The sequence below is a fragment of the Priestia sp. FSL W8-0001 genome (assembly GCF_038050335.1).
GTDB classification, from domain to species: Bacteria; Bacillota; Bacilli; order Bacillales; family Bacillaceae_H; genus Priestia; species Priestia flexa.
The window spans coordinates 3,373,410-3,400,300 of sequence record NZ_JBBPAL010000001.1; the positions used below are offsets into that span (position 1 = coordinate 3,373,410).

Annotated in this window: 22 protein-coding genes; 1 reads left to right on the top strand and 21 read right to left on the bottom strand. The window is 39.4% G+C overall.

Features of this window, described 5'->3' with window-relative positions; all coding sequences use genetic code 11:
- Positions 1-32: 32 nt before the first annotated feature.
- From ysxE to hemA, 8 genes are all read right to left on the bottom strand, one after another.
- Positions 33-1,079 carry a spore coat protein YsxE gene (ysxE, locus tag MKZ18_RS17840; RefSeq protein ID WP_078989223.1) on the bottom strand — a complete coding sequence of 349 codons (1,047 nt, stop codon included), beginning with the start codon at positions 1,077-1,079 and terminating at the stop codon, positions 33-35.
- A gap of 101 nt (positions 1,080-1,180) precedes the next feature.
- On the bottom strand, positions 1,181-2,461 hold the full coding sequence (spoVID, locus tag MKZ18_RS17845; protein ID WP_340842132.1) for a stage VI sporulation protein D: 1,281 nt from the start codon (positions 2,459-2,461) through the stop codon (positions 1,181-1,183).
- 121 nt (positions 2,462-2,582) lie between these two features.
- Positions 2,583-3,872: a glutamate-1-semialdehyde 2,1-aminomutase gene (hemL, locus tag MKZ18_RS17850; protein WP_144593831.1), complete on the bottom strand. Its 1,290-nt coding sequence runs from the start codon at positions 3,870-3,872 to the stop codon at positions 2,583-2,585.
- A gap of 16 nt (positions 3,873-3,888) precedes the next feature.
- Positions 3,889-4,869, bottom strand: a complete 981-nt coding sequence (gene hemB / locus MKZ18_RS17855; RefSeq protein WP_062686611.1) for a porphobilinogen synthase — start codon at positions 4,867-4,869, stop codon at positions 3,889-3,891.
- Between the two features lie 13 nt (positions 4,870-4,882).
- Positions 4,883-5,668: a uroporphyrinogen-III synthase gene (locus MKZ18_RS17860; protein ID WP_061785021.1), complete on the bottom strand. Its 786-nt coding sequence runs from the start codon at positions 5,666-5,668 to the stop codon at positions 4,883-4,885.
- The gene (hemC, locus tag MKZ18_RS17865) at positions 5,668-6,600 is read right to left on the bottom strand and encodes a hydroxymethylbilane synthase (RefSeq protein ID WP_025908555.1); all 933 of its coding nucleotides are present in this window, start codon (positions 6,598-6,600) and stop codon (positions 5,668-5,670) included. The genes MKZ18_RS17860 and hemC overlap by 1 nt, the downstream gene beginning before the upstream one ends.
- 15 nt (positions 6,601-6,615) lie before the next feature.
- Complete coding sequence (locus MKZ18_RS17870; RefSeq protein WP_025908556.1) at positions 6,616-7,449, bottom strand: cytochrome C assembly family protein; 834 nt, start codon at positions 7,447-7,449, stop codon at positions 6,616-6,618.
- Positions 7,450-7,462: 13 nt separating this feature from the next.
- Positions 7,463-8,803, bottom strand: a complete 1,341-nt coding sequence (hemA, locus tag MKZ18_RS17875) for a glutamyl-tRNA reductase (RefSeq protein ID WP_025908557.1) — start codon at positions 8,801-8,803, stop codon at positions 7,463-7,465.
- 203 nt (positions 8,804-9,006) lie between these two features.
- On the opposite strand from hemA, the gene MKZ18_RS17880 reads away from it, so the two are divergent.
- Complete coding sequence (locus tag MKZ18_RS17880; RefSeq protein ID WP_025908558.1) at positions 9,007-9,492, top strand: LiaF transmembrane domain-containing protein; 486 nt, start codon at positions 9,007-9,009, stop codon at positions 9,490-9,492.
- Positions 9,493-9,549: 57 nt separating this feature from the next.
- Here the strand turns inward: MKZ18_RS17880 and yihA are convergent, their stop codons facing one another.
- The 13 genes from yihA to ilvB all read right to left on the bottom strand — a co-directional run bounded on the left by yihA (position 9,550) and on the right by ilvB (position 26,803).
- Entirely contained in the window at positions 9,550-10,137 is a 588-nt protein-coding gene (yihA, locus tag MKZ18_RS17885; protein ID WP_025908559.1) for a ribosome biogenesis GTP-binding protein YihA/YsxC, read from the bottom strand.
- Positions 10,134-12,455, bottom strand: a complete 2,322-nt coding sequence (gene lon, locus MKZ18_RS17890) for an endopeptidase La (protein WP_144593830.1) — start codon at positions 12,453-12,455, stop codon at positions 10,134-10,136. The genes yihA and lon overlap by 4 nt, the downstream gene beginning before the upstream one ends.
- Before the next feature lie 259 nt (positions 12,456-12,714).
- The gene (gene lonB / locus MKZ18_RS17895; RefSeq protein ID WP_025908561.1) at positions 12,715-14,382 is read right to left on the bottom strand and encodes an ATP-dependent protease LonB; all 1,668 of its coding nucleotides are present in this window, start codon (positions 14,380-14,382) and stop codon (positions 12,715-12,717) included.
- Between the two features lie 143 nt (positions 14,383-14,525).
- Complete coding sequence (clpX, locus tag MKZ18_RS17900) at positions 14,526-15,791, bottom strand: ATP-dependent protease ATP-binding subunit ClpX (RefSeq protein ID WP_025908562.1); 1,266 nt, start codon at positions 15,789-15,791, stop codon at positions 14,526-14,528.
- Positions 15,792-16,165: 374 nt separating this feature from the next.
- Positions 16,166-17,452, bottom strand: a complete 1,287-nt coding sequence (gene tig / locus MKZ18_RS17905; protein ID WP_025908563.1) for a trigger factor — start codon at positions 17,450-17,452, stop codon at positions 16,166-16,168.
- Positions 17,453-17,660: 208 nt separating this feature from the next.
- Positions 17,661-18,665, bottom strand: a complete 1,005-nt coding sequence (locus MKZ18_RS17910; RefSeq protein ID WP_144593829.1) for a tetratricopeptide repeat protein — start codon at positions 18,663-18,665, stop codon at positions 17,661-17,663.
- A gap of 101 nt (positions 18,666-18,766) precedes the next feature.
- Complete coding sequence (gene leuD / locus MKZ18_RS17915; RefSeq protein ID WP_025908565.1) at positions 18,767-19,360, bottom strand: 3-isopropylmalate dehydratase small subunit; 594 nt, start codon at positions 19,358-19,360, stop codon at positions 18,767-18,769.
- Between the two features lie 11 nt (positions 19,361-19,371).
- Positions 19,372-20,787 carry a 3-isopropylmalate dehydratase large subunit gene (gene leuC / locus MKZ18_RS17920; protein WP_061785017.1) on the bottom strand — a complete coding sequence of 472 codons (1,416 nt, stop codon included), beginning with the start codon at positions 20,785-20,787 and terminating at the stop codon, positions 19,372-19,374.
- 59 nt (positions 20,788-20,846) lie between these two features.
- Complete coding sequence (leuB, locus tag MKZ18_RS17925) at positions 20,847-21,956, bottom strand: 3-isopropylmalate dehydrogenase (RefSeq protein WP_025908567.1); 1,110 nt, start codon at positions 21,954-21,956, stop codon at positions 20,847-20,849.
- A 27-nt stretch (positions 21,957-21,983) separates the two neighbouring features.
- Positions 21,984-23,516: a 2-isopropylmalate synthase gene (locus tag MKZ18_RS17930; RefSeq protein WP_025908568.1), complete on the bottom strand. Its 1,533-nt coding sequence runs from the start codon at positions 23,514-23,516 to the stop codon at positions 21,984-21,986.
- Positions 23,503-24,528, bottom strand: a complete 1,026-nt coding sequence (ilvC, locus tag MKZ18_RS17935; RefSeq protein WP_025908569.1) for a ketol-acid reductoisomerase — start codon at positions 24,526-24,528, stop codon at positions 23,503-23,505. The genes MKZ18_RS17930 and ilvC overlap by 14 nt, the downstream gene beginning before the upstream one ends.
- Before the next feature lie 59 nt (positions 24,529-24,587).
- Positions 24,588-25,100, bottom strand: a complete 513-nt coding sequence (gene ilvN, locus MKZ18_RS17940) for an acetolactate synthase small subunit (protein WP_025908570.1) — start codon at positions 25,098-25,100, stop codon at positions 24,588-24,590.
- Positions 25,097-26,803: an acetolactate synthase large subunit gene (ilvB, locus tag MKZ18_RS17945; RefSeq protein WP_144593832.1), complete on the bottom strand. Its 1,707-nt coding sequence runs from the start codon at positions 26,801-26,803 to the stop codon at positions 25,097-25,099. The genes ilvN and ilvB overlap by 4 nt, the downstream gene beginning before the upstream one ends.
- Positions 26,804-26,891 lie beyond the last annotated feature (88 nt).

Sequence of the window (26,891 nt, forward strand, 5' to 3'; positions counted from 1 at the left end):
CAATCGTTCAGGTATAGTAAGGACTGAACTACTTATGTCTCAGTCTCATTAGCAGCCGCTTCTGCTGCTATTTTTTTCTGTTGATCTACTTCAAAGATTTTAATATTGACCTGTTCAATATTTTTTGTTAGCCAGTATGCTCGAATCAACGATTGCATATGTTCAAGCTCAGTTTTATACCGCTGGTGACGATACTGCATGATGCACTGATATAAAGGTTCTGGAAAAGCAAGATATGAATGCAAAAGTAAACGTTCCTCTTCTCTCAGTGCAAAATGCTTCTCGTATGTTGCGAACCATTCATAGCTATCTAAGCTCGTTAATGGATATGTGCGTAGCGTTCGCAAATAAAATGAGACAAGATCATGAATCGGTGAAGCCTCACGCGCTTGCTCTAAATTAATAAAAAAGCCATTCCCGCGTTCATCGTATAAAAAATGCTTTGCCGACAGCTTTCCATGAATCGTCACAAGTCGGATTTTTTCTTTTTCTTCCATTTCGGTGTTCCATTCATCTAACCGACTAAACCCAAATTCCATAGCCCGCATCATTTCATAATACACGGTACAAAAATGAAGTTCAAAAGGGGACATATACACCTTTTTTTCACATTCCATTACATACTCTTCAAGCTCTTTTTGACGGTCTTCCCACGTTGTTTTTAATCCCGTATAGTGCGTTTCAATATCTTTCTTTTTAACTTCAACTTCTTTTGAAGAAGTACCATGAAGCTTTGCTAACTCTTGAAATAATTTATGATATCTTACATCCCGTTCGTCAGAAGGTGTATTAGGAAGCCAAGGCATCAAATAATAACCTTTGTTTTGGTGGGTTACCACAGGCGAACCTTGCCTGGATTGATAAATAGGGACAAACCCCATCCATCCTTTATGCTGAAGATTTTGAAGACTTCTAATAAAATCATGACTTCTAATTTCAGCTTCCTCTACTTCTTTTAAGGCATAGACTCCGCTTTTGGTATAGACTTTCTTTACCTTCCCGTAGTCTTCGATAAAATCAATTTCAAGCTGATACTGCTTTAGGAGTTCATGATAATTAACAGGTTCCTGATAGTTCATACTCACACCTCCTTGTTACTTTCTATGCATTAAACATTCATTTATACACAAAGAAAACAGTTAAGACGTAGCAGAAGTCAAAACTGTTTTCTATTGCTATTTTACTTAACAGGAATGTTTAGGATGCTTCCTTCTTCTAACTCTTGCTCGTCTTCTAAATCATTTACTCTTAAAAGACTCTGTACGTTTGTATCATAGCGTTCAGCAATCGTATCAAGCGAGTCTCCACTTTGGACAATGCATAAGCGCCATGTCGCTTGTTTCTCTTCCTCACGAGAAAATAGCTTTGTTAAATACAGCGCATTTTCCGCACGGTTTGAAGCCGATTCCTCTTCCTTTCGAAACTCTACTACAATTTCATTTTCTTCCTGCTCTTTTTCTTCATAATGTGCTATCTCCGTTTCTTCTTCGCCCCAACTGGACGCATCTTCACGTGCTTGAAACAGCTCAATTACATTATCTTCGCGTTCTTCTTCCGCTTCTTCTTTTTTCACTTCTACTTCAAACGGTTCATACACATCTTCTTCGTACTTTACTAACGTTTCTTTTGGTTCTTCTTTACGGAAAACGGACGAAAAATAGTTCTGCACCTCGGCTTCTTTTTCAACTTCCTTTACGTCCATTTCTTCCTCAACAGAAGCGTTACGATAAGAAGCTTCAAGCTCTTCTTCATGTTTTGCTTCTTCTTCAACAGAAGTATTACGGTAAGGAACTTCAAGTTCTTTTTCTTCTTCTACTTCTTCAACAGCAGTGTTGCGGTAAGAAGCTTCAAGCTCTTCTTCATGTTTTGCTTCTTCTTCAACAGAAGTATTACGGTAAGGAACTTCAAGTTCTTTTTCTTCTACTTCTTCAACAGCAGTGTTGCGGTAAGAAGCTTCAAGCTCTTCTTCATGTTTTGCTTCTGGTTCTTCAATTTCTGCCCAACCTTTTTCCTCTTCTCTTACGTGACTTTGCTGTTCACCGTAAAGACCCGTAATCGATAAATCCGCCATTAGCTGTAGGCAATCCGATTCTGGTAACTCATAATCAAATAAATCAATTGATACATAAACATCTTCCATATTCTGAATACGATTTTTAGGAATCGTAATGTCAACAGGGAAGGCATGTGATAGTTCAGCTGTACCATCTTCTCTAACAAGCACTGATTCAACGTGCTTTTCGTTTGTATATTCGCGCAAAGAGTGTGCTTCCTCTTCTAACGTTTCATATTCACCTGTTAGCAATAAAGCTCCACGAATGGAGACATATTGATCATATTCTTGGATTGCGACCTGAGGCTCTAAGGAGATTGATAAAAGCTGAGACACTTCCTGTCCCTTTTGAAACCATACTGATTCTTCTACTGAAAAACGCAGACCCGATAAATTATCCTGCGACAAATTGCTCTCCCCCTTCCAACACCTTACAAAATAGCGTTGTCATTAAAGATGTATGAAAGTGAAAAATAAAATATGTCTTTAAAAGCAAAAAAGCTTACGTTTATCACGTAAGCTCTTTGGATTATGAACGAAGTTTAGCAAAGGCTTTTTCAGCAGCTTGGATTGTAAATTCAATATCTGCATCCGCATGAGAAGTCGATAAAAACATACCTTCAAATTGAGAAGGTGGTAAAAAGACTCCTTCATTCGCCATTTCACGATAGTACTTGCTAAAGTATTCAAGATTTGATGTTTTCGCTGTCTCATAGTTAATTACGTCTTCGTTTGTGAAGAACAAGCCAATCATAGAGCCAGCTCGATTAATTGTATGAGGCACTTCATATTTTGCCGCGGCTGCTTTTAGACCTTCTTCAAGGCGATCTGCTTTTCTAGAAAATTCATCATACGACTGTGGCGTTAACTGCGTTAGCGTCTCATAACCTGCCGTCATGGCAAGTGGGTTTCCAGAAAGCGTACCCGCTTGGTAAATTGGACCACTCGGTGCTACTCGCTCCATAATCTCCGCTTTACCACCGTAAGCACCAACCGGAAGGCCACCACCAATTACTTTTCCTAAGCAAGTTAAATCAGGCGTTACGTTATAGTAACCTTGCGCACAGTTATACGCTACTCGGAAGCCTGTCATCACTTCATCAAAAATTAACAGTGAGCCATAGTCAGATGTAATTTCACGAAGCCCTTCTAAAAATCCAAGCTGAGGTGGTACTACTCCCATATTACCAGCTACTGGCTCAACAATAACACCCGCAATATCTTCACCAAACTGCTCAAACGCATACTTTACGCTTTTTAAATCATTATAAGGAACCGTAATCGTATTTTTAGCAATTCCTTCTGGTACACCAGGGCTATCTGGTAAACCCAGTGTTGCAACACCCGAACCAGCTTTAATTAACAATGAATCGCCGTGCCCGTGATAGCATCCTTCAAATTTTAAGATTTTATTTCGATTCGTATAGCCACGAGCTAAGCGAAGAGCACTCATCGTTGCTTCCGTTCCAGAACTCACCATACGAACAATTTCAATTGAAGGTACACGTGAGATTACTACTTTAGCTAATTCGTTCTCAATTAAAGTTGGAGCACCAAAGCTTGTTCCAGACTCAGTTACTTTCTTAATTGCTTCTACCACACGATCATTTGAGTGACCATGAATTAATGGCCCCCAAGATAGGACGTAATCTACATATTCATTTCCATCAATATCGTAGATTTTCGCTCCTTTTCCACGTTCCATAAAGATAGGATCCATATCTACAGATTTAAAAGCACGAACTGGGCTATTTACTCCGCCCGGCATTAGTTGCTTTGCTTGAAGAAAGGCTGCTTTTGATTTTTCATAACTTCTCATCGAACAAACACTCCTTTTAGTTGTCTTTTAGCCAGCGAACAGCATCTTTCGCATGATACGTAATGATTAAATCTGCTCCAGCACGCTTCATACTTGTAAGCTTTTCTAGCACAATCTCTTTTTCATTTACCCATCCATTTTGTGCAGCTGCTTTAATCATGGAGTATTCTCCACTTACGTTATAAGCCACGACAGGTAGGTTAAAGTTATTTTTTACATCACGCATAATATCTAAGTAAGAAAGCGCTGGTTTTACAATTAAGAAGTCTGCACCTTCGGCTACGTCAGAATCCGCTTCACGAAGAGCTTCTAAGCGATTGGCTGGGTCCATTTGGTACGTTTTACGATCTCCAAATTGCGGAGAAGAATGTGCTGCATCACGGAAAGGACCGTAGAAAGCTGACGCATATTTTACAGCGTAAGACATAATAGGAATATCTTCGAAACCAGCTTCGTCTAAACCATGACGAATAGCCGCTACGAACCCATCCATCATGTTAGAAGGTGCAATGATATCAGCGCCAGCTCTTGCTTGACTAACCGCTGTTCTTGCTAGCAAATCAAGCGTTGGGTCATTTAAGATTTTTCCTTCTTCAATAATGCCACAATGTCCATGATCGGTATATTGACATAAGCAAGTGTCTGCAATAACGACAAGTTCAGGGAACTCTTCTTTAATTTGACGAATTGCTTTTTGAACGATTCCATGATCATGATAAGCTTGCGAACCAACAGCATCTTTTTCAGCTGGCACGCCAAAAACAATAACGGACTGAATTCCCAAATCGACAAGCTCCTGCATTTCTCTACTTAATAAATCAAGCGATACTTGATCTACGCCTGGCATGGATTGAACTGCATTGCGCTTATTTTCTCCTTCAATTACAAAGATTGGATAAATAAAGTCTTCCGGCTGTAAGTGCGTTTCGCGAACAAGTGCACGCATGCTATCTGAACGTCTTAGACGACGATGACGATTGAATTGTAATAATGTCATGAGAAAATCCTCCTTAATTGTTACCTTTAAAATAATCTACCATTTTCTCTATCATACCATTAATTGTATACTCTTCTGGAACGATGTGCTCAATTTCATATTTGGCAGCAGTTTGAGCGGTAATAGGTCCTATACACACGACCACTTTTTCGTTTATAACCGATAGCCAATCTTGTTTTGAATCCATCATATCAACAAAGAAGTTAACGGTAGATGAGCTTGTAAACGTAATGATATCCGCTTTCTCAACCGCGTGCTGAAGCTCAGTCCTGGATGCTTTATTTTGAACCGTTTCATACATCACCAGGTCCGTCACGCTATACCCTTTTTCATCAAGTCCTTGTAAAAGAATAGGACGTGCTAGATTCCCTCTAACAACAAGGACTTTTTCATGAGGTTTAGCCTCCTTCATGAGTGCTTCTAGCAGTGACTCTGCTATGTACTCTTCAGGAGTTACGTCTGGCTTTATCCCACGTTTTTTGAGTGCTTCACCTGTTTTTTTTCCAACAACAGCGATCTTACAGGATTTAGCTAAACCACTGTTTATATTTAATAGATTAAGCCACTGAAAGAAAAACTCGACTCCATTTTGACTTGTAAAGATAATCCACTGATATGTATGAAGCTGTTCAAGCACTCTCTGTATGTACGTACGATTAGCTGCTGGTACAAAAGATAAAACAGGCACCGTTAAAGGAATACCACCTACAGCTTGTATTGCAGCAGTAAAGCTTTTGGCTTGCTCCGCTTGGCGCGTAATCAACACTCGTTTTAAAAAAAGAGGAGCCTGTTGACTCATTAACTGTCCAGCTCCTCTTTTACACGATCAATTAATTCTTTAGCTCCGTTGGCAGTTAAACGACGTGCAGCTTCCTCTCCAATTTCTACGGGGTTTGCACCAGCAAGCGTTTCTTGATAAATTTGTTGACCATCTGGAGAAGCAACAAGCGCTGTTAATTGTACATGCCTATTCTCTACTACGTGAGCATAGCCTGCAATCGGAACTTGACAGCCGCCTTCCATGCGCTTTAGAAACACGCGCTCTGCTTGAACTGCTAAGCTTGTGTCCTCATCGTTTAGCATATGTAGAAGTTCAAGTAGCTCCTTGTCATCTGAACGACATTCAATCGCTAAAGCTCCTTGACCAACCGCTGGAACACTTAAGCTAGGGTTTAAATACTGCGTCACAGTGTCTTTAGACCAACCCATTCGTGATAGACCAGCTGCAGCTAGAATTATTGCGTCATATTCTTCTGTTTGTAGTTTGTTTAAACGTGTATCGATATTGCCTCGAATCCATTTAATTTCAATGTCTGAACGCTTTGCAAGAAGCTGTGCACCACGTCGTAGGCTACTCGTTCCAATGACAGCTCCACTTGGTAGCTCTTCAAACGTTTTTCCGGTCTTTGAAATGAGCACATCTCTGTGGTCTTCACGCAGCGGAATGCATCCAATTGTTAACCCTTCAGGTAAAACAGCCGGCATATCCTTCATGCTGTGAACGGCCATATCAATTTCTTTTGACAATATTGCTTGTTCAATTTCTTTTACAAATAAGCCTTTTCCGCCTACCTTAGAAAGCGTTACATCTAAGATTTTATCTCCTTTTGTGACAATTTCTTTAATCTCAAACTCAAAAGGAAGACCTTGTTGTTTCAACTGTTCGATAACCCATTTTGTCTGTGTTAATGCTAGCTTGCTTCGGCGTGAGCCGACAATAATTTTCCGCATGTTGTCCTCCTAGTTTTACGACTCCCAAAAATGAAAGTTTGACAAACTTCCAAATAAGAAAAAGTTAATCAATAAAATTAAAAATAATGCGATGTTCCAAATAGCTATTGCCCGACCTTGAATTCCTCTTCTCAAACGCACATACAAGTAAGCGCTATATGCAAGGAGCATAAAGAACGAACCTAATACCTTTGTATCATACCAGTGAAAATCGACTACTTTAATATACGCCCATATTAACCCAAGCATCAAGGAAAGCAACAATAGAGGTACACCAATTAAGATCAGTACGTAAGACAGATAATCCAGCTTCGTTAAATCCTCAATGCGCATCAGTCGCTTGTTCCATTTTTTCTTTTTCAGCAAATCATACTGTACAAGGTACAAAGCTGAGAAAACAAAAGAAATGGAAAAAGCTCCATAAGATAAAATAGCCATTGTGATGTGAAAAATTAAAAGTTCCGATACCAATCGTTCTGCTTCAACCGACGTTTGTGTTTCCATTGGTGCAAACGTATGAATCGCCATGATTAAAAAGCCAATCGCATTCGTAAAGAACACGACAAAATCAACTCTAAATAAACGATTGATGACTAACGATAGCGTAATGAGCACCCACGCATAGAAGTACAGGCCCTCTGAAATTGTTAAGATTGGGACTCTACTGGTTTCCCACATTCGTAAAAACAAAAAGATTGTTTGTAAAAACCACACAATAGAAAGTAACCAGAAGGCTACTTTATTTGCCTTCCGGTTATGCTGTACAAAGTCAATGAAATAAAGCAAAACACTGACCGCGTATAAAATTACAATTAATTCATAAATTCTGGTCAATGAGATATCAACCATATCAAAGCCTCACTTACGACTGGTAAGCTACTTGTTGAGGAGTTACGGGTAGCTCATGATGAGATTCTTTTTGCTTTTGAGCTTCCACTTCTTGTTCAATATTAAAAATCTTCATGAACAATTCTAACGACTCTTCAGCATGCTGCTCTCCAGCCAATTCTTTTGCATGTAAAATCGGATCTCGCAGCAATTGATTTATGATGCTTTTCGTATGTTTGTTCAGCACTTTTCGTTCACGCTCAGACAAATTCGGAAGCTTGCGATTAATACTAGCCATCGTATCAGCCTGAATAGTTAGTGCTTTCTCACGAAGAGCTGAAATAACAGGCACAACCCCAAGACGACCTAGCCACATTTTAAAATCAACAATTTCAGCTTCAATCATTAACTCGATTGTTTCAGCAGCCTTTTTGCGTTCTTGTAAATTCGCATCCACAATCCCTTGTAAGTCATCAATATCATATAAAAAGACGCTATCAAGCTCTGCAAGTGCAGGATCCAAATCACGCGGAACCGCGATATCAACCATAAAAAGAGGTCGTCCTTTGCGCATGCGCTCTACTTGCTTCATCATATCTTTTGATACGACAAACGTACTAGCTCCCGTAGAGCTAATTAAAATATCAGCTTCAATTAACGCACATTGAAGTTCGTTTAGCTGTTTCGCTTGACCAGAAAAGCGCTTAGCAAGTTCTTCTGCTTTTTCGAATGTACGATTTACAACCGTTACTTTTTGAGCACCGCTGCCGTATAAGTTCTGCAAAGCAAGCTCGCCCATTTTACCTGCACCTAGAATAAGCACATGCTTCGATGACAGATCACCAAAAATTTTTTTCGCTAACTCAACCGCAGCGTAACTCACTGAAACAGCATTGGCTCCAATCTCTGTCTCGCTGTGCGCACGCTTGGCTAGTGTAATAGCTTGCTTAAACAATTGATTAAATACCGTTCCAATTGTTTGATTTTGTTGAGCAAGTAAAAAGCTTGAACGTACCTGTCCAAGAATCTGTGTTTCACCTACAACCATTGAGTCTAACCCACAGCTTACTCGATACAAATGCTCAATAGCACCATCGTTTTCAGCAATTGTTAAAAAAGGTGAAAACTCGTCTTTATCTAGTTCAAACCACTCTGCCAAAAAGGCTTTTACATAGTAACGCCCTGTGTGTAACTGATCCACTACTGCATAGATCTCCGTACGATTACATGTTGACACAATAATGTTTTCTAAGATACTCTTTTGACTACTTAAAGCTTTCATTGCAGAGCCTAACTCTTGTTCTTTAAAGCTAAGCTTTTCCCTTATTTCAACAGGGGCTGTTCGATAATTTAAGCCGACTGCTATAATATGCACTTGTACATACCCCCTTCAATAAAAAATTAAATTACTGTCCTTTTATCTATCTCTATTATAACATGTTTCCCTACTCGTTCTTAAAAAAAATGTGAACAGTCTTTGAAAACATGTGTTAAGATATTAACGATTATCCATAACAAATTGTATCAAAAAAGCAGTGATTTATCACTTTTCCTGTTTAATCACACCAGGAGGTTACGATGAAGAAACAGTCAATTTTTTTCGGAGTTTTATTAGTTGGATTTGGAATCTTTTTTCTAGTAGACGAGCTTAACTTAAAAATCGCAGAACACTTATACACCTGGCCTCTCCTGCTCGTTTTAGTCGGAGTTGCGCTTGGGGCACAATGTCGCATTTCGCAAGACTATTCTAACGTACTAGCAAGCTACATATTAATTACATTAGGCGGTCATTTTTATGTAAGTGACTGGCTGCCGTTCTGGCCTCAACATACTAGCATGGTCATTTTAATGATTGCACTGAGCTTTTTACTGAGTGCGAAAAAGAGTAAAACCGGCCTATTTCAAGGTATTCTTTTATTACTCATTGCGCTGTTTATGATGTTTTCAAATAATTTAAATCAGTTTGCCCCAGCGGTTGAAAACGGTGTGAATTACCTAGCTACCTTTTGGCCTATTCTATTCCTACTCATTGGCTTATATTTATTATTTTTCAAACGTAAGTAATATATGTAAAAAAGGTTGAAACGAAAAGCGAGCGCTTTTCGTTTCAACCTTTTTTTGTTAATTATTCATGCGGTATTGAAGTGATCTCCACGATTGATCTTTTCCTTGACCAGTTTCAGATGAAAATAGAATGAGTTCATCTTCGGCTTCTAGCTCTAACGTATCACGTACAACTTTTAAGTGCTTTTGCCATTTACCTTTCGGAATTTTATCCGCTTTTGTGGCAATAACCATTACAGGAATTTCGTAATGCTTTAAGAAATTGTACATCATGACATCATCTTTAGACGGCGCGTGACGTAAATCAATAATTAATAACACCGCTTTTAGCTGATCGCGATCCGTTAAATATGTTTCAATCATCTTGCCCCATGCTTCACGCTCTGTCTTAGACACTTTAGCAAACCCGTAGCCTGGAACATCAACAAAATGCATCATTTCATTGATTAAATAAAAATTTAACGTTTGTGTTTTTCCAGGCTTTGACGATGTACGTGCTAAGTTTTTACGGTTAAGCATTTTATTAATAAATGATGATTTTCCTACATTTGATCGACCAGCCAAAGCAAATTCTGGCAAGTTTTCTTTTGGATATTGATCAGGCTTTACTGCGCTGATAACAATTTCCGCTTGGGTTACTTTCATTTTACCTCTCCTACTAATGCATGTTCCAATACTTGATCTAAATGAGATACAAGTACGATGTCCAACTGTTCTTGTACACTATCTGGAATATCTTCAATATCACGCTCGTTGTCTTGAGGGATTAAGATTTTTGTAAGTCCAGCGCGATGTGCACTTAATGATTTTTCTTTTAATCCACCGATTGGTAAGACGCGACCTCTAAGCGTAATCTCACCCGTCATTCCTACCTCTCTTCTTACCGGTCTACCTGTTAAAGCTGAAGTTAAAGCTGTTGCAATTGTAATTCCTGCCGAAGGTCCATCTTTTGGTACTGCTCCTTCTGGCACATGAATATGAATGTCATATTTCTCATGGAACTTTTCATCAATTCCTAGCTCTTCCGCTTTTGAACGAATGTAACTAAAAGCTGCTTGAGCAGACTCTTTCATCACATCACCAAGTTTCCCTGTTAGTACAAGGCGACCTTTTCCAGGAGATAGACTAACTTCAATTGCAAGCGTATCTCCTCCCACAGTTGTGTAAGCTAACCCTGTTGCAACACCAACTTGGTTTTCAGATTCAGCTTGCCCATAGCGAAACCTTGCTTTTCCTAAAAATTCTTCTAAGTTCTTTTCAGTTACGACTACGCGCTTTTTATCTCCAGATACGATAATGCGAGCAGCTTTACGACAAATAGATGCAATTTCACGCTCGAGGTTACGAACGCCCGCTTCTCTCGTATAAAGACGAATGATTGCTACTAGAGCATCTTCTCGAATTTGAAGGTCAGCTTTTTTCAGACCATGGTTTTCTAACTGTCTCACTGCTAGATGACGCTTAGCAATTTCAAGTTTTTCAAGCTCTGTATAGCCAGCAATATTAATGATTTCCATTCTGTCGCGTAAAGGTCCTGGAATCGTCGCTAAATTATTAGCAGTAGCTACAAACATCACTTTTGATAAATCATACGTTTCTTCAATATAGTGATCGCTAAAATTATGGTTTTGCTCCGGATCCAAGACTTCAAGCATAGCAGAAGATGGGTCTCCACGGAAGTCATTAGACATTTTATCAATCTCATCTAATAAAAAGACAGGGTTGACTGTACCAGCTTTTTTCATTCCTTGAATAATACGTCCAGGCATCGCGCCTACATACGTACGGCGATGGCCTCGAATTTCAGATTCATCACGCACGCCACCGAGCGATACGCGGACAAAATTCCGATTTAACGCCGTCGCAATAGAACGTGCTAGAGACGTTTTACCTACTCCTGGAGGTCCAGCTAAACAAAGAATTGGTCCCTTTAATGAGTTCGTTAATTTCTGAACAGCTAAGTATTCGAGCACACGCTCTTTTACTTTTTCAAGACCGTAGTGCTCTTCATTTAGAATTTTATCTGCACGGTGAATATCTAAACGATCTTCAGTTTCCTTTGTCCATGGCAAAGCAAGTAGCCAATCGATATAGTTACGAATAACTGAGCTTTCTGCAGAAGTAGCGGGAATTTTTTCATAGCGATCTAGTTCTTTTAACGCAGTCATCATCACGCGCTCAGGCATACCACTTTCTTCAATCTTTTCTCGAAGTGTAGCAACTTCTCCGCCTTTACCCTCTTTATCGCCTAGCTCTTTTTGAATAGCCTTCATTTGCTCACGAAGATAGTATTCTTTTTGAGTACGCTCCATCGACTTTTTCACACGTTGTCCAATTTTCTTTTCAAGTTGTAGCACTTCTTGTTCATCTTGAATGTAAGAAATGAGCATGTTCAAGCGCTCTTTTACATCTTCAGTTTCAAGAACTTCTTGCTTCAATTGAATTTTAATCGGCAAATGCGAAGCAATAATATCGGCTAACCGTCCCGGTTCCTCAATGTCTGTTACGGTTGAAAACGTCTCAACGGATACCTTTTTAGATAGCTTTATGTATTGTTCAAAGTAATCTAAAAGCGTGCGCATTAGCGCTTTGTCTTCCACATCTGTTTCATGTTCTTCATTGTATTTCATTACATCAGCCAGGAAGCAATCTTCTTCAATTATTTCCTTGACTTCAATACGGTTTAACCCTTCAACTAATACTCTCATCGTGCCATTTGGCAACTTTAACATTTGCTTAATCTTTGCTAAAGTACCCATTTTATATAAGTCATCAACCGCTGGTTCATCGATGCCCATTTCCTTTTGAGAAACTAAGCACACCAAGTGGTCGTCCATCATTGCTTTTTCTAAAGCCTGCACGGATTTATCTCTTCCAACATCTAAATGCAATACCATAGTTGGATAGACAATCAACCCACGTAAAGGTAAAAGTGGAATGCGAATTGTTTCATTTTTCGTCATTCAATGAACACCTCCAATGCCCGTTTATTCCATAGTATGTAAGGGATAAATTCTGATTCAATTTTATCCTATTTAACTTGGCATGTCTAATAATAGTAATTATTAATTGTACCATGTGAAGTCTTTGCAATGCAAAGCGAAGTAAATATCTTTTTCACATAGAAAAAGCCTTTTTCGTAAAGCGTGTATAAAGATTTTATACGCGAAAAAGGCAGATGATATTCATATGAAAAAATTTTCCAACTAAATGTCGCTAATATTACATGAATTCGCGCTTTGGCACCCCGGCTTCTTTTGATAGGTGAGCAACGTGATCTTGTATTGGTAAGAGTGCATATTTTAAAACATCTGCTAGTTGAGTCACTGGTAAAATGTCAATTCCTCGAATCTGTTCCACCATTCCATTCATATTATCCTTCGGAACGATTACATGAGTTACCCCTGCCTGCTTTGCCGCTTTAATTTTAGGAATGACGCCCCCGATTGGCTTAACATTTCCATGCAGTCCAATCTCTCCAGTCATTGCAACTGTATGTTTGATCGGCACTTCATAGATAGCAGAATAAATGCCTGTTGCCATCGCAATTCCTGCGGAAGGTCCATCAATTGGCACTCCTCCTGGAAAGTTCACATGAATATCATATTCATCGGCAGGCACAGCCATGGAGCGCAGCACAGTAATGACATTTTCAATTGAACTTCTGGCCATACTTTTTCTTCGTACGGATTTTCCTTGCCCATTGATGTTTTCTTCTTCTACTATCCCCGTAATGGTAATATTTCCTTTTTCTTTTGCTTTCATTGCTTTTACTTCAATTTCTAATAACGCACCTGAATTAGGTCCATATACAGCTAATCCATTAATTAATCCTACTTGTTCTTGTTCTGGAATCTTCGGCTCGTGACGTGGAGTTAGCTGACTTGAATGAATAATCCATTCAATATCTTCATTCTTTATGTCTTTACGATCTTCTGAAATTGCCAATCCAGCTGCAATTTGCATCATATTAACTGTTTCTCGCCCATTGCGAGCATATGTAGACAACATAGACAGCCCTTTATCTGTTACTTCCATTTGTACTTTTTGAGCGGCTTTTTTCGCAACGCTAATGATTTCATCTTGATCAAGCTCGCGAAAAAACACTTCAACACAGCGTGAGCGAATGGCTGGCGGAATTTCACTCGGTGTTCTCGTTGTTGCCCCAATTAAACGAAAATCAGCAGGGAGTCCATTTTGAAAAATATCGTGAATATGAGTCGGAATTTGTGCATTTTCTTCGCTATAATACGCACTTTCCATAAATACTTTTCTGTCTTCTAATACCTTTAGTAATTTGTTCATTTGAATAGGGTGTAGTTCACCAATTTCATCAATGAATAAAATTCCTCCGTGAGCATCCGTTACAGCACCTTGCTTTGGCTGAGGAATTCCAGCTTGTCCCATAGCCCCCGCTCCTTGATAGATAGGGTCATGTACAGATCCGATAAGAGGATCAGCAATCCCTCGTTCATCAAAACGAGCTGTCGTCGCATCAAGTTCTACAAATACTGATCCTTTTTTGAAAGGAGACTTTTGATTTTTTTTTGCTTCTTCTAGTACAAGACGAGCTGCTGCCGTTTTCCCTACGCCTGGAGGTCCATATACGATAACGTGCTGTGGATTTGGGCCACATAGCGCGGCTTTTAAAGCACGAATGCCGTCTTCTTGTCCCACAATATCATGAAAACTTGACGGTCTAACTCTTTCTGCTAATGGTTCAGTTAGTGAAATGGCACGCATCTTTCGCAATTGATCCATTTCTTTTTTTGATTCCCGATCAATTGATACTTTTTGTGTGCGCTGATTGCGCAATAAATTCCAAAAGTACAAGCCAATAATGATACCAAAGAATAGCTGAACCATTAAGGCAATATTCGTCCAATTCATAAGTAACCTCCTGCAACAATTGTTAAGATAATTATTTGTTATTATCTCCTTGCAACAGGTGGAATAAACAAATTTAGCATAAAATTCTTCATAAAATAAAAAAAGACAGAACGTTAAAAACTAACGCTCTGTCTTCTTATTTATTAAGCAGATGTTTTACTTCCTTGTTCAACCGTTGAACCATCTTCTAAAATAAACTTAGGTGCTACTTGATCACGAACCGTTTCTCCAGTGATAATACATTTAACAATGTCTTCACGAGACGGTAAATCATACATCACTTCTAGCATAATACCTTCAATGATTGAACGTAGACCACGTGCACCTGTTTTACGTTCAATTGCTTTACGAGCAATTTCAACAAGTGCTTCATCTTCAAACTCTAGCTCAACATTATCTAGCTCAAGAAGCTTTTGATATTGTTTTACTAGCGCATTTTTTGGCTTTGTTAAAATCTCAACAAGCGCTCCTTCATCTAACGGTACAAGACTAGCCGTAACAGGTAGACGACCGATAAACTCAGGAATTAAGCCAAACTTTAATAAGTCTTCTGGCAGAACTTTTGATAATAACTCTTTATCGTTAAGATCTGCTTGTTTTGTTTCTGAACCGAACCCAATTACTTTCTTACCTAAACGACGCTTGATAATTGGTTCAATACCATCAAATGCTCCACCACAAATGAATAAGATATTTGTTGTGTCAATTTGAATGAATTCTTGATGCGGATGCTTACGTCCACCTTGTGGAGGAACGCTTGCTACAGTGCCTTCAAGAATTTTAAGCAATGCTTGCTGAACACCTTCACCAGATACGTCACGCGTAATTGATGGGTTTTCAGACTTTCTTGCTACCTTATCAATTTCATCGATATAGATAATGCCTTTTTCTGCTTTTTCTACATCATAATCAGCGGCTTGAATTAACTTCAATAAGATGTTCTCAACATCCTCACCAACGTAACCAGCTTCTGTTAGCGACGTTGCATCAGCAATAGCAAACGGCACATTTAAAATACGAGCTAACGTTTGAGCAAGTAATGTTTTACCACTACCTGTTGGACCAATTAAAGAAATGTTACTTTTAGCTAATTCAACGTCATCAATCTTACTGTTTGAGTTAATGCGTTTATAATGATTATAAACAGCTACAGCCAAAGATTTTTTCGCTTCATCTTGGCCAATTACATACTCATCTAGAATTTCACAGATTTCTTTTGGCTTTGGCACATCTTTAAATTCTACTTCTTCTTCTGTTCCAAGCTCTTCTTCAACAATCTCAGTGCAAAGCTCGATACATTCATCACATATGTAAACACCTGGACCAGCAACTAATTTACGAACTTGTTCTTGTGTTTTACCACAAAACGAACATTTTAGTTGCCCTTTTTCATCGTTAAATTTAAACATAATTTTCACCCCTTATAGTAATGACTAAAGTGCTGGAAGCTCACTTAATCCGAGTTATTTGCCAACTGCTCTTCCTCTTCTTAGTAAAAGCATGATCTTTTATCATACCGAGTTTCCCATGTATGAAAAGATTTGTATTGCATTTTATCATACATTTTTCGGAATAGATACTAAAACGTTTTATGTATAAACACTTGATGAGCGAAAAGCATCGATTGGCTATTATGTATTGTCAGCTTATTAAGCCAATTTCATAACTACGGATTTTTGACAATTGAACAAAACAGCGTGCTGGCGTGTCGTTATGGTATGAAAAAACTTTTGAAGGTTATAAAACAAGGCACGATCAAGTCGCGCCTTGTTCTTTACTATTATTATGCTACAGCTTTGCTGTTTTCTACAAGAAATTCTATAGCTTTGCGAATCTTCATGTCAGCTTTAACTGTTTCAAGACTGCCAAGCACTTTCTTAATTTCTTCGACAGGCATGTTGTACATTCCTGCCATGCTCTCTAATTCTTTTTCTACTTCTTCGTCAGTTACTTCAAGATTTTCAGCTTGAGAAATAGCTTCTAACGTTAAGTTAATCTTCACGCGTTTTTCAGCGTCTGGACGCATTTGGTCACGTAAAGCTTTTTCATCTTGACCAGAGAACTGGAAGTATAGCTCAAGGTTTAAACCTTGCATTTGTAAACGTTGCTCGAATTCTTGCATCATACGATCCATTTCAGTTGCATACATTGCTTCTGGAATTTCTACTTCTGCATTTTCAGCAGCTTTTTCTACTAATGCATCACGTAGAGCTGATTCAGCTTCGTTTGTTTTTGCAGTTTGTAAGTTTTCTTTTGTTTTCGCTTTTAATGCTTCTAAAGTTTCTACTTCTTCGTCTACATCTTTAGCAAATTCATCGTCTAATGCTGGTAATTCTTTTGCTTTGATTTCGTGTACTTTCACTTTGAAAGTTGCTTTTTTACCAGCAAGCTCTTCAGCATGGTACTCTTCTGGGAACGTTACTTCAACGTCTTTTTCAGCGCCAACTTCTAAACCTACTAATTGCTCTTCAAAGCCTGGGATAAATGTGTTAGAACCAATTTCTAATGAATAGTTCTCACCTTTTCCGCCTTCGAATGCTTCTCCATCAACGAATCCTTCAAAGTCGATTACAGCAGTATCGCCTTCAGCAATAGCGCCTTCTTCTTTTACTACTAGCTCAGCTTGACGCTCTTGAAGAGATTTTAATTCAGCTTCAACGTCTTCGTCAGTTACTGTTGTGTCTAATTTTTCAACTTCTAAGTTTTTGTATTCGCCTAATTTCACTTCAGGCTTAACTGTTACTTTAGCAGTGAAAACTAAGTCTTGTCCTTTTTCGATTGTTTCAACATCGATTTCCGGACGATCTACTGGCTCGATACCAGCTTCAGCAACAGCATTGCTGTAAGCTTCTGGTAATAAGATATCTAGTGCATCTTGGTATAAAGATTCTACACCAAAGCGTTTTTCAAATAGTGGACGTGGCATTTTCCCTTTACGGAAACCTGGTACGTTTACTTGTTTAACAACTTTTGTGAATGCTTTATCTAAGGCTTTATCGAATTCAGCAGCTTCAACTTCTACTGTTAAAACGCCTTGATTACCTTCTTGTTTTTCCCATTTTGCAGACATGTATATTTCCCTCCAAAATCATTTTAAGTAGTGATTTTCACTCTGATAATGAGATCAATGTTTCCTTCATTATCTATCGAACTCCCTATTACTTTAAAGTAAGTAGGAACGTGATGTAAAGATGAAATTCTACTATACTTGTTTAAGTGCATTTTACAACCATTATATTATAACATACAACAATGACGTTTCAACAAAACACCTCATTTTATATCAAAGAAATTTCTTCAATTTCCTTTAGGTGTTTAATAGCTTGTTTCAAATCCTCAGCAGAGAAGTTATGCATCAGTGCGATTTGCTCAGCGTCAACCTCTTCACCATATAATTCAGTTGCGAGTGCGTATAACGCCTCCACCCAGATACCTACATGTTCATTAACCGGACTGAATGGAAATAAAACATATAAATAACGATTCCAAATCTCTAAGCTTGCTTGGAGCATAGTGAGATTTTCGTGTTCCAACTTTTCCCTCAGGGATTTCTCAACATGAATGGCTAACGGAGATGGTATTATTTGCTGTAAAGTGAGCGGATTAATTTTTTTTTCACGCTGAAATTTGTTGATATGAAAGTCATGGTTAACCTGTTCCTTCATTAATATTTTAAGAGCCTCGGTTTTCACAATGGGATGAACGGATTCATTTGTGAATAGCTCTTGTAAGAAGAAGCTATACTGATTCATTCGATGAAGAGGGAGCGTGTGTAAATGATCAATCTGATTTGAAACGACCGTCTCATTTAAGAAATCTTTTAAACGCGTAAGCTGCTCCTGCTCTGTTTGTCCTTCTATGTCCTTTTCTTGATTCATTCTCGATAAGCAAAACGCTAAGAGCTGATTAATTTGCTCTTGATCCTCAGCGGGTACATCATGTTCTTCTATAACAGCCTGCAAGGTTTCATAGCCTTCTTTATACTCACCAAGCTGGATAAGAATCATTAAAAGCATTTGTAGATTATCATAGTAATGTCCTATGTCTTCATGCAACATCTTTTTACAAAGCGTTTTAGCTGTTTCAACCTCTCCTAGTTCTAAATAACATACAGCTAGCCCGAACAATACGTCTCGGTGCTCTTGGCCTATTTCGTATGCTTGCTTAAATAAATGCAGAGCCTCATTAAAGCGTTTATTCTGTAGATATTCTTTCGCTTTTTCTACTAAACGCTCTTGCAAATGAGGAAACGCAATTACATTATCTCGCTTTTTCTCGGTCATATTCTCTCCTCACTTCACATTTCTTTGCTATACAGTTTAGCAAGTTGTCTAATAGAACGCAAAAAAGAGCCGAGCAAAGAGGTAACTTTGCCCAGCTTTTTTCAATAACGAACGGTATTGTTTTCATACTGATCAATGTCAGAAGCAAACGATAACGTATAGCCAATTTCATCAAACCCATTTACAAGCATATATTTCCAATGGCTATTAATGTCAAACGTTCGTTTGAATCCAGCTTCGTCTGAAATTGTTTGCTGATGTAAATCGATCGTGCAGTTATAATCAGCTGCTTTTGATTCCTTCAATAGATACTCAACATCTTCAACTGGTAATGCAATTGGTAGAATTCCATTTTTTAGACAATTTTGTTTAAAGATATCTGCAAAAGATGGCGCCACAATGGCTCTAAAGCCGTAATCTAACAATGCCCACGGTGCATGCTCACGTGAAGAACCACATCCGAAGTTTTCATTTGCAACTAAGATTGTTGCTCCTTCATTTTCAGGCGCATTTAGCTCAAAGCTAGGATTTGGCGTTACTCCATCTTCATTGTATCGCCAATCAAAAAATAAATATTTTCCAAAACCAGTACGCTCAATGCGCTTTAAAAATTGCTTTGGAATAATTTGATCTGTATCGACATTAGAGCGGTCCATCCCGGCTACTTTCCCTGTTTCAACTGTAAATGCATTCATGTTACCTCTCCTTATCTCACAGCTTCTTCTTGTAATTTACGAACGTCTACAAAGTGACCATATACTGCTGCTGCCGCCGCCATCACTGGACTAACAAGGTGAGTTCGTGCCCCTTTACCTTGACGTCCTTCAAAGTTACGGTTTGACGTGGAAGCACAATGTTCCCCTTGAGGAACTAAATCCGAGTTCATCCCTAAACACATGCTACATCCTGAATCACGCCATTCAAATCCAGCTTCAACAAACGTTTTTGCAATCCCTTCTTCTTCAGCAATACGTTTAATTTTCTGAGAACCTGGTACAACCATTGCTCGCACATTCGGTGATACTTTCTTTCCTTTTATAAAAGAAGCTGCATCACGTAGATCCGATAAGCGAGCGTTCGTACAGGAACCAATAAATACGTGTTGAATTGGAATATCTTCAATTGCCATACCCGGAGTTAACCCCATGTAGTCTAGCGCTCTTTCCAATGATTTGCGTTCTGAATCCGTGTTACATGATTCAAATGTAGGAACTGTTTTACTAATGTACGAACTCATCGCAGGATTTGTTCCCCATGTCACAACAGGCTCGATTTCATTTGCATCAATTTCTAGCGTTTGATCATATTCTGCGCCTTCATCCGAAGCTAACGCTTTCCACTTTTCAACTGCTTCAGTGAACTTTTCACCTTTTGGTGCATATTCTCTTCCTTTAATATAAGAAAAAGTTACTTCATCAGGGCTGATTAAGCCTGCTTTTGCTCCTGCTTCGATGGACATGTTACAAATGGTCATCCGCTCTTCCATTGAAAGCTGCTTAATGCAATCTCCCGTAAATTCGATGATAGAACCTGTTCCAAAGTTCACACCAAACTTCTGAATAATCGCTAGTACGATATCTTTTGCGAATACACCAGGCTTCTTTTGGCCATCCACTTTTACTTGAATCGTTCTTGGCTTGGCTTGCCAAAGCGTTTGAGTAGCTAATACGTGCTCAACTTCACTCGTACCAATACCAAATGCTAATGCACCAAACGCTCCGTGGGTAGATGTATGACTATCCCCACATACAATTGTCTTACCAGGCTGCGTTAAACCTAATTCCGGTCCAATAATATGAACGATTCCTTGTTCTTCATTCGTTAAGTCTAACAGCCTCACGTCGAACTCAGCGCAGTTTGCAGATAACGTATCAACTTGTTTTTTTGCAATTGGATCTTTGATGTTGAAGCGGTCAACGGTCGGAATGTTGTGATCCATCGTTGCAAACGTCAAATTGGGTTGCCTTACTTTTCGCCCAGCAACACGTAAGCCTTCAAATGCTTGAGGTGACGTTACTTCGTGAATAAGATGAAGATCAATGTATAATAAATCCGGCTTCCCCTCTTCTTGGCGTACTACATGTTGTTCCCATAGTTTCTCAATAATGTTCTTTGCTTTCATCTTGCTCCTCCTTTCCAGTTATGAAAAACGTTTCTCACATAAAGGTGAGAAACGCATGATTAACTATAAGCTGTCATAATGTTAACAATTGCAGAATCGTCAGCAATCGTATCAACAATTGCTTCTACCATTTTTTCAGTTGACAAATAATGTGAGCCGTTCGCTAAATCTGCTGTACGATGACCAGCATTTAATACGTGTTCTACCGCTTGTTCCACTGCTTTCGCTTCTTCTTCAAGACCAAATGAATGTCTTAACATCATCGCTGCTGATAAAATGGCTGCGATTGGATTAGCTTTATTTTGGCCTGCAATATCTGGTGCAGAGCCATGAACAGGTTCATAAAGAGAAGGTCCGTTTAACGTCAAACTAGCAGATGGTAACATCCCTAAAGATCCAGCCAGCATCGAAGCTTCATCACTTAAAATATCTCCGAACATGTTCTCAGTAACGACTACGTCAAAGTGCTTTGGATTACGAATAAGCTGCATCGCTGCTGAATCCACTAGCATATGTTCAAGCTCAATTTCGGGATAATCTTTTGATACTTCTTCAGCAATCTCACGCCATAAACGACTTGACTCCAATACGTTCGCTTTGTCAACAGACGTAACCTTTTGACGACGAACTTTTGCTGTTTCAAATGCTTGGCGAATGATACGCTCAATTTCTTCACGCTTGTAATAGAGCGTATCTACAACGACTTCTTCACTCCCATTTGTGCGGCGTTCACTTGGTTTTCCAAAATATAAGCCGCCTGTTAGCTCACGTACGATAATAAAATCAACGTCTTGAATATATTCTTTTTTCAAAGGAGAAGAATCTGCTAAACTATCATAATAAGTAACTGGACGCAAGTTAGCATAAAGGTCCAGTTCTTTACGAATTGCTAATAAGCCTCGCTCTGGACGGAGCTGTGTAGGAACGGCATCCCACTTAGGACCACCTACAGCCCCAAGCAATACTGCATCCGCTTCTTTACAAACCGCTACTGTACTTTCTGGAAGTGGTACTCCTTCTGTATCAATAGCAGCTCCTCCGATTAACCCATAGCTAAATTCAAACTGATGGTTAAAGCGTTGACCGATGGCGTTTAAGACGTCGATTGCACCTTTTGTAACTTCTTTCCCAACTCCGTCTCCAGGTAACACCGCTACCTTTTTTGTCATGATAGTCTCTCCCTTCTTGTCTACGTATTACACTTCTTGCTCAACGCGGTGCTGCTTAACTGCGAATAAGCGGTTAATTGCGTTGATATAAGCCTTTGCCGATGACTCTAGTACATCAAATGCTACGCCTCTTCCACTTACTTCCACACCGTCACTTTCTACTTTAACAAATACCTCTGCCAGCGCATCCGGTCCACCGTTAATGGACTGTAGGCGATAATCTAATAGCTTTACATCTTGTTCTAAACAACGTGCCAGCGTATTGTAAATTGCTTCAACGCTCCCTGATCCCGTCGCCGCTTCTTGAACAACGTCTCCATTCTTACGCTGAAGCGTGATTGTAGCAGTTGGAATATTATTAATACCATACTGTACTTGAAGTCCTTCTAGCTTGTATTCAACATCGTGATTAACCTGCTTGTGCACTACTAGCGCAAACAAATCATCATCTGTGATGTCTTTCTTTTTATCTGCTAAGTCCTTAAATTTTTCAAATAGAACGTTCGCTTGCTCATCTTCTAGAACAAACCCTAGCTCTACTAAGCGTGTACGGAATGCATGTCTTCCAGAATGCTTCCCAAGCACAATCGGGTTTTGTTTCACCCCAACAAGTTCTGGGGAAATAATTTCGTATGTTAATGGGTTTTTTAAGACACCATCTTGGTGAATACCAGATTCGTGAGCAAAAGCATTTTTACCTACAATTGCTTTATTTGGTGCAATCGTCATGCCCGTTAGCTTGCTAATTAAATCGCTTGTTCGCTTAATTTCTGGTAAAACCAGGCCTGACTCCGCTTGATAGAAATCTTTGCGAATATTTAAGGCAAGTGCAACTTCTTCTAAAGCCGCATTTCCAGCACGCTCACCAATCCCGTTGATTGTCCCTTCAATTTGTGTTGCTCCTGCTTCAATTGCAGCAAGTGAATTCGCTACCGCTAAGCCTAAATCATCATGACAATGAGCAGACAATGACACTTTATCAATGTTTGAAACATTTTCTTTTAAATATTGAAACACAGATCCGTAGTGAGCCGGCGTTGTATAACCAACCGTATCCGGAATATTAACAACCTTAGCCCCTGCATCAATGACAGCTTCTACAATTTGTGCTAGAAACGGTAATTCGCTTCGGCATGCATCTTCGGCAGACCATTGAACAATCGGAAACTTTTTCGCTGCATATTTCACCATTTCAACCGCTGTTTCTAGCACTTGCTCTGGTGTCTTTTTCAACTTATGCTCCAAGTGAATTGGAGAAGTAGCAATAAATACGTGCAGCCTTGGTTCAGCACTGTCTTTTAAGGCTTCCCAAGCGATGTCAATGTCCTGTGTAACAGACCTTGCAAGGCCTGTTACAGAAGAATCTTTGACAGTCGACGCAATTTCCTTCACCGATTGAAAATCGCCTTTTGAAGAAGCTGGGAAACCTGCTTCGATTACATCAATTCCTAAACGCTCTAACTGTTTTGCAATCTCAAGCTTTTCTTGTAGGTTTAGATTAACTCCAGGTGATTGTTCCCCGTCTCGTAGCGTCGTGTCAAATAGGTTAATTTTTTGCACTAGCGACCACCGCTTCTTTCTTTTGTTTTTTTACAAATGGCATCATTTCACGTAGCTGCGCACCAACTTTTTCAATTAAATGCTCATTTTCGCTGTTATTGATTGCTGTAAACTCTGGACGATTTGCTTGGTTTTCTAGGATCCAACCTTTAGCAAATTTACCTGTTTGGATGTCTTCAAGCACTTTTTTCATTTGTTCTTTTGAACGCTCATCTACAACGCGTGGCCCTGATACGAAGTCACCCCATTGAGCAGTATCAGAAATTGAATATCTCATTCCTGCTAATCCACCTTCATACATAAGGTCAACGATTAATTTTAATTCATGTAAACACTCGAAGTATGCAACTTCTGGCTGATAGCCTGCTTCTACAAGCGTTTCAAAACCTGCTTTTACTAATGATGTTAAGCCACCGCAAAGAACTGCTTGCTCACCGAATAAATCAGTCTCTGTTTCTTCTTTAAATGTTGTTTCTAATACACCAGCACGAGCTGATCCGATTGCTTTTGCGTATGCTAACGCAATTTCTTTTGCTTCACCAGTTACGTCTTGGAATACAGCAAATAGAGCTGGTACACCCGCACCTTCTTCATATGTTCTTCTCACAAGATGTCCTGGACCCTTCGGAGCTACTAAGAATACATCTACAAATTCAGGAGCAACGATTTGGTTGAAGTGAATGTTGAAGCCATGTGCAAAAACTAATGATTTTCCTGGCTTTAATCCTGGTAAAATTTCTTCATTATATACTTTTGGTTGATGCTCATCTGGTAATAAGACCATCACAACTTCAGATTGTTGTACAGCTTCTTTCACTGAAAGAACTGTGAATCCATCCTGCTCAGCTTGCTCCCATGATTTACCTTTTCTTAAACCAACAACTACGTTTACTCCACTATCGCGTAAGTTTTGTGCATGAGCGTGACCTTGTGAACCGTATCCTACGATTGCTACTGTTTTACCTTGTAAGAATTGATCCTTTGCGTCACCGTTATAATATACTTTTGTCATAATAAATCTCTCCTCTTTGTTTTTAATTTTTATAGGTTAATTTTTGGTTTATATCTTAGTTAAATAATTGATGACCACTTTGCCGCTACTTTTTGCGTTCCGCGCGGTACAGCTACGGTACCCGTTCGCGTTACTTCTTTCAGTCCGTATGGCTGAAGTAGATCAATCATCGCTTCGATTTTACTTGATTCACCTGTTACCTGGATGATTAAACTATCTCGGCTAACATCAAGAATGGTTGCTCGAAATGGCTCAATAACTGCATACAGCTCATTTCGGCTCGCTGGTGTTGAAGCTACTTTCATTAAAGCAAGCTCTCGTGAAACAACGGCCTGTTCAGTAATGTCCTGAACTTTTAAGACATCAATTTGCTTGTTTAATTGCTTAATTACTTGTTCAGCAGCGCCATCGTCCTCCACGTTTACTACAAACGTCATGCGCGATACGTCTTCTGATTCGGTATGACCTACTGAAATACTTTCAATATTGAAATTTCTTTTGGTGAACAACCCTGTTACTCTATTTAATACGCCTGCTCTATTTAACACTGTTGCTGTTATAATCCGCTTCACGGTTTCACCCCCACCATTTCATGAAGTCCTTTTCCAGGAGCAACCATCGGATACACATTTTCTTTTGGTGCTACGAAGAAGTTCATTAACACTGGACCATCCGTCTCCATCGCTTCTTTTAATACAGCGTGTGCCTCTTCTTCAGTCTTTGCTTGAAGCCCTTTAATACCATAAGCTTCCGCTAGTTTCATAAAGTCTGGCTGATTCGGAATCAGTGAATGAGAATAGCGCTCTTCATAGAAGATTTCTTGCCACTGACGAACCATTCCAAGAGAATGATTGTTTAATATAACCACTTTCACAGGTAGATTAAGCTCATGAATAACACCTAATTCTTGAAGCGTCATCTGGAAGCCACCATCTCCAACAACTGCTACAACTGTTTTATCTTTATTTGCCAGCTGTGCACCAATGGCAGAAGGTAAACCAAACCCCATTGTTCCCAAACCGCCCGAAGTTACCCATCGGTCTGGATTGTTGAACGTATAGTATTGAGCAACCCACATTTGATGCTGACCTACGTCTGTTGTCACTACGGCATCTCCATCCGTATATTGATGCAGTAGCTCAATCACTTTTTGAGGCTTTAACACTTCTGAAGAGTTCTCATACCATAAAGGATATTCTTGTCTCCACCCAGCTAATTTCTCATGCCATTTCGTATAATCTCCTGTTTCGCCATCTTGTAAAAGAAGCTGTGACAGCACTTCTTTTGCGTCTCCCACGATTGGGATTTTCGTTGGTACATTTTTACCGATTTCAGCGGGATCGATATCAATGTGTGCAATTTTAGCATTTGGTGCAAAGTGCTTTAAATTGCCTGTTACACGATCATCAAAGCGAGCTCCGATACTGATGAGAAGATCACTCTCATAAATCGCCATGTTTGCTGTGTACGTGCCGTGCATGCCGGCCATTCCTAAATGAAGCGGATGATCCGCCGGAAAACAGCCTAAGCCTAGCAGCGTGTTCACAACAGGAATGTTTTGCTTTTCTGCATAATTTTTTAATTCTTCTGAACCTTTACTTAACAATACACCTGCGCCTGCTAAAATAACTGGCTTTTTAGCAGCTGTTACCGCTTCGGCTAATTTCTTAACCTGCAGCTGGTTTGGCGTGTATGTAGGCTGATAGCCAGGTAAGTTAACCTCACCTTCATAGCTGAATTCGCCATCTCCTTGCGCCATGTCTTTTGGAATATCAATTAATACTGGACCAGGTCTTCCCGTTGTTGCAATGTGAAATGCTTCTTTAATGATTCTTGGCAAATCACTGACTTTACGTACTTGATAGCTGTGCTTGGTAATCGGCATTGTAATTCCCAATACGTCGGCTTCTTGGAACGCATCTGAACCAATTACACTTGACGCTACTTGCCCCGTAAATACAACTAAAGGAAGTGAGTCAATCATTGCATCTGCCAAACCAGTTACAATGTTTGTAGCACCAGGTCCACTTGTAGCAATGACAACACCAGGCTTACCAGAAATTCTCGCATACCCTTCGGCTGCGTGAATCCCACCCTGCTCATGACGAGCAAGTACATGAAACATTCCTGAGCCGTAAAGCTTATCATAAATTGGTAAGACAGCTCCTCCTGGGTAACCGAAAATGACGTCAACATTTTCTCTTCTTAGAGATTCAATCAACATGTCAGATCCATTCATTTGTTTCCCAATGCTTGCTGGCTCTTTTGTTTGCATATTGGCTCCCACTTTTTCTCATCCTTTCGTTTTCTTAATAAAAAGAAAAAAAGACTCTCCACCCCTGACAAAGACCCACTTTATTAAG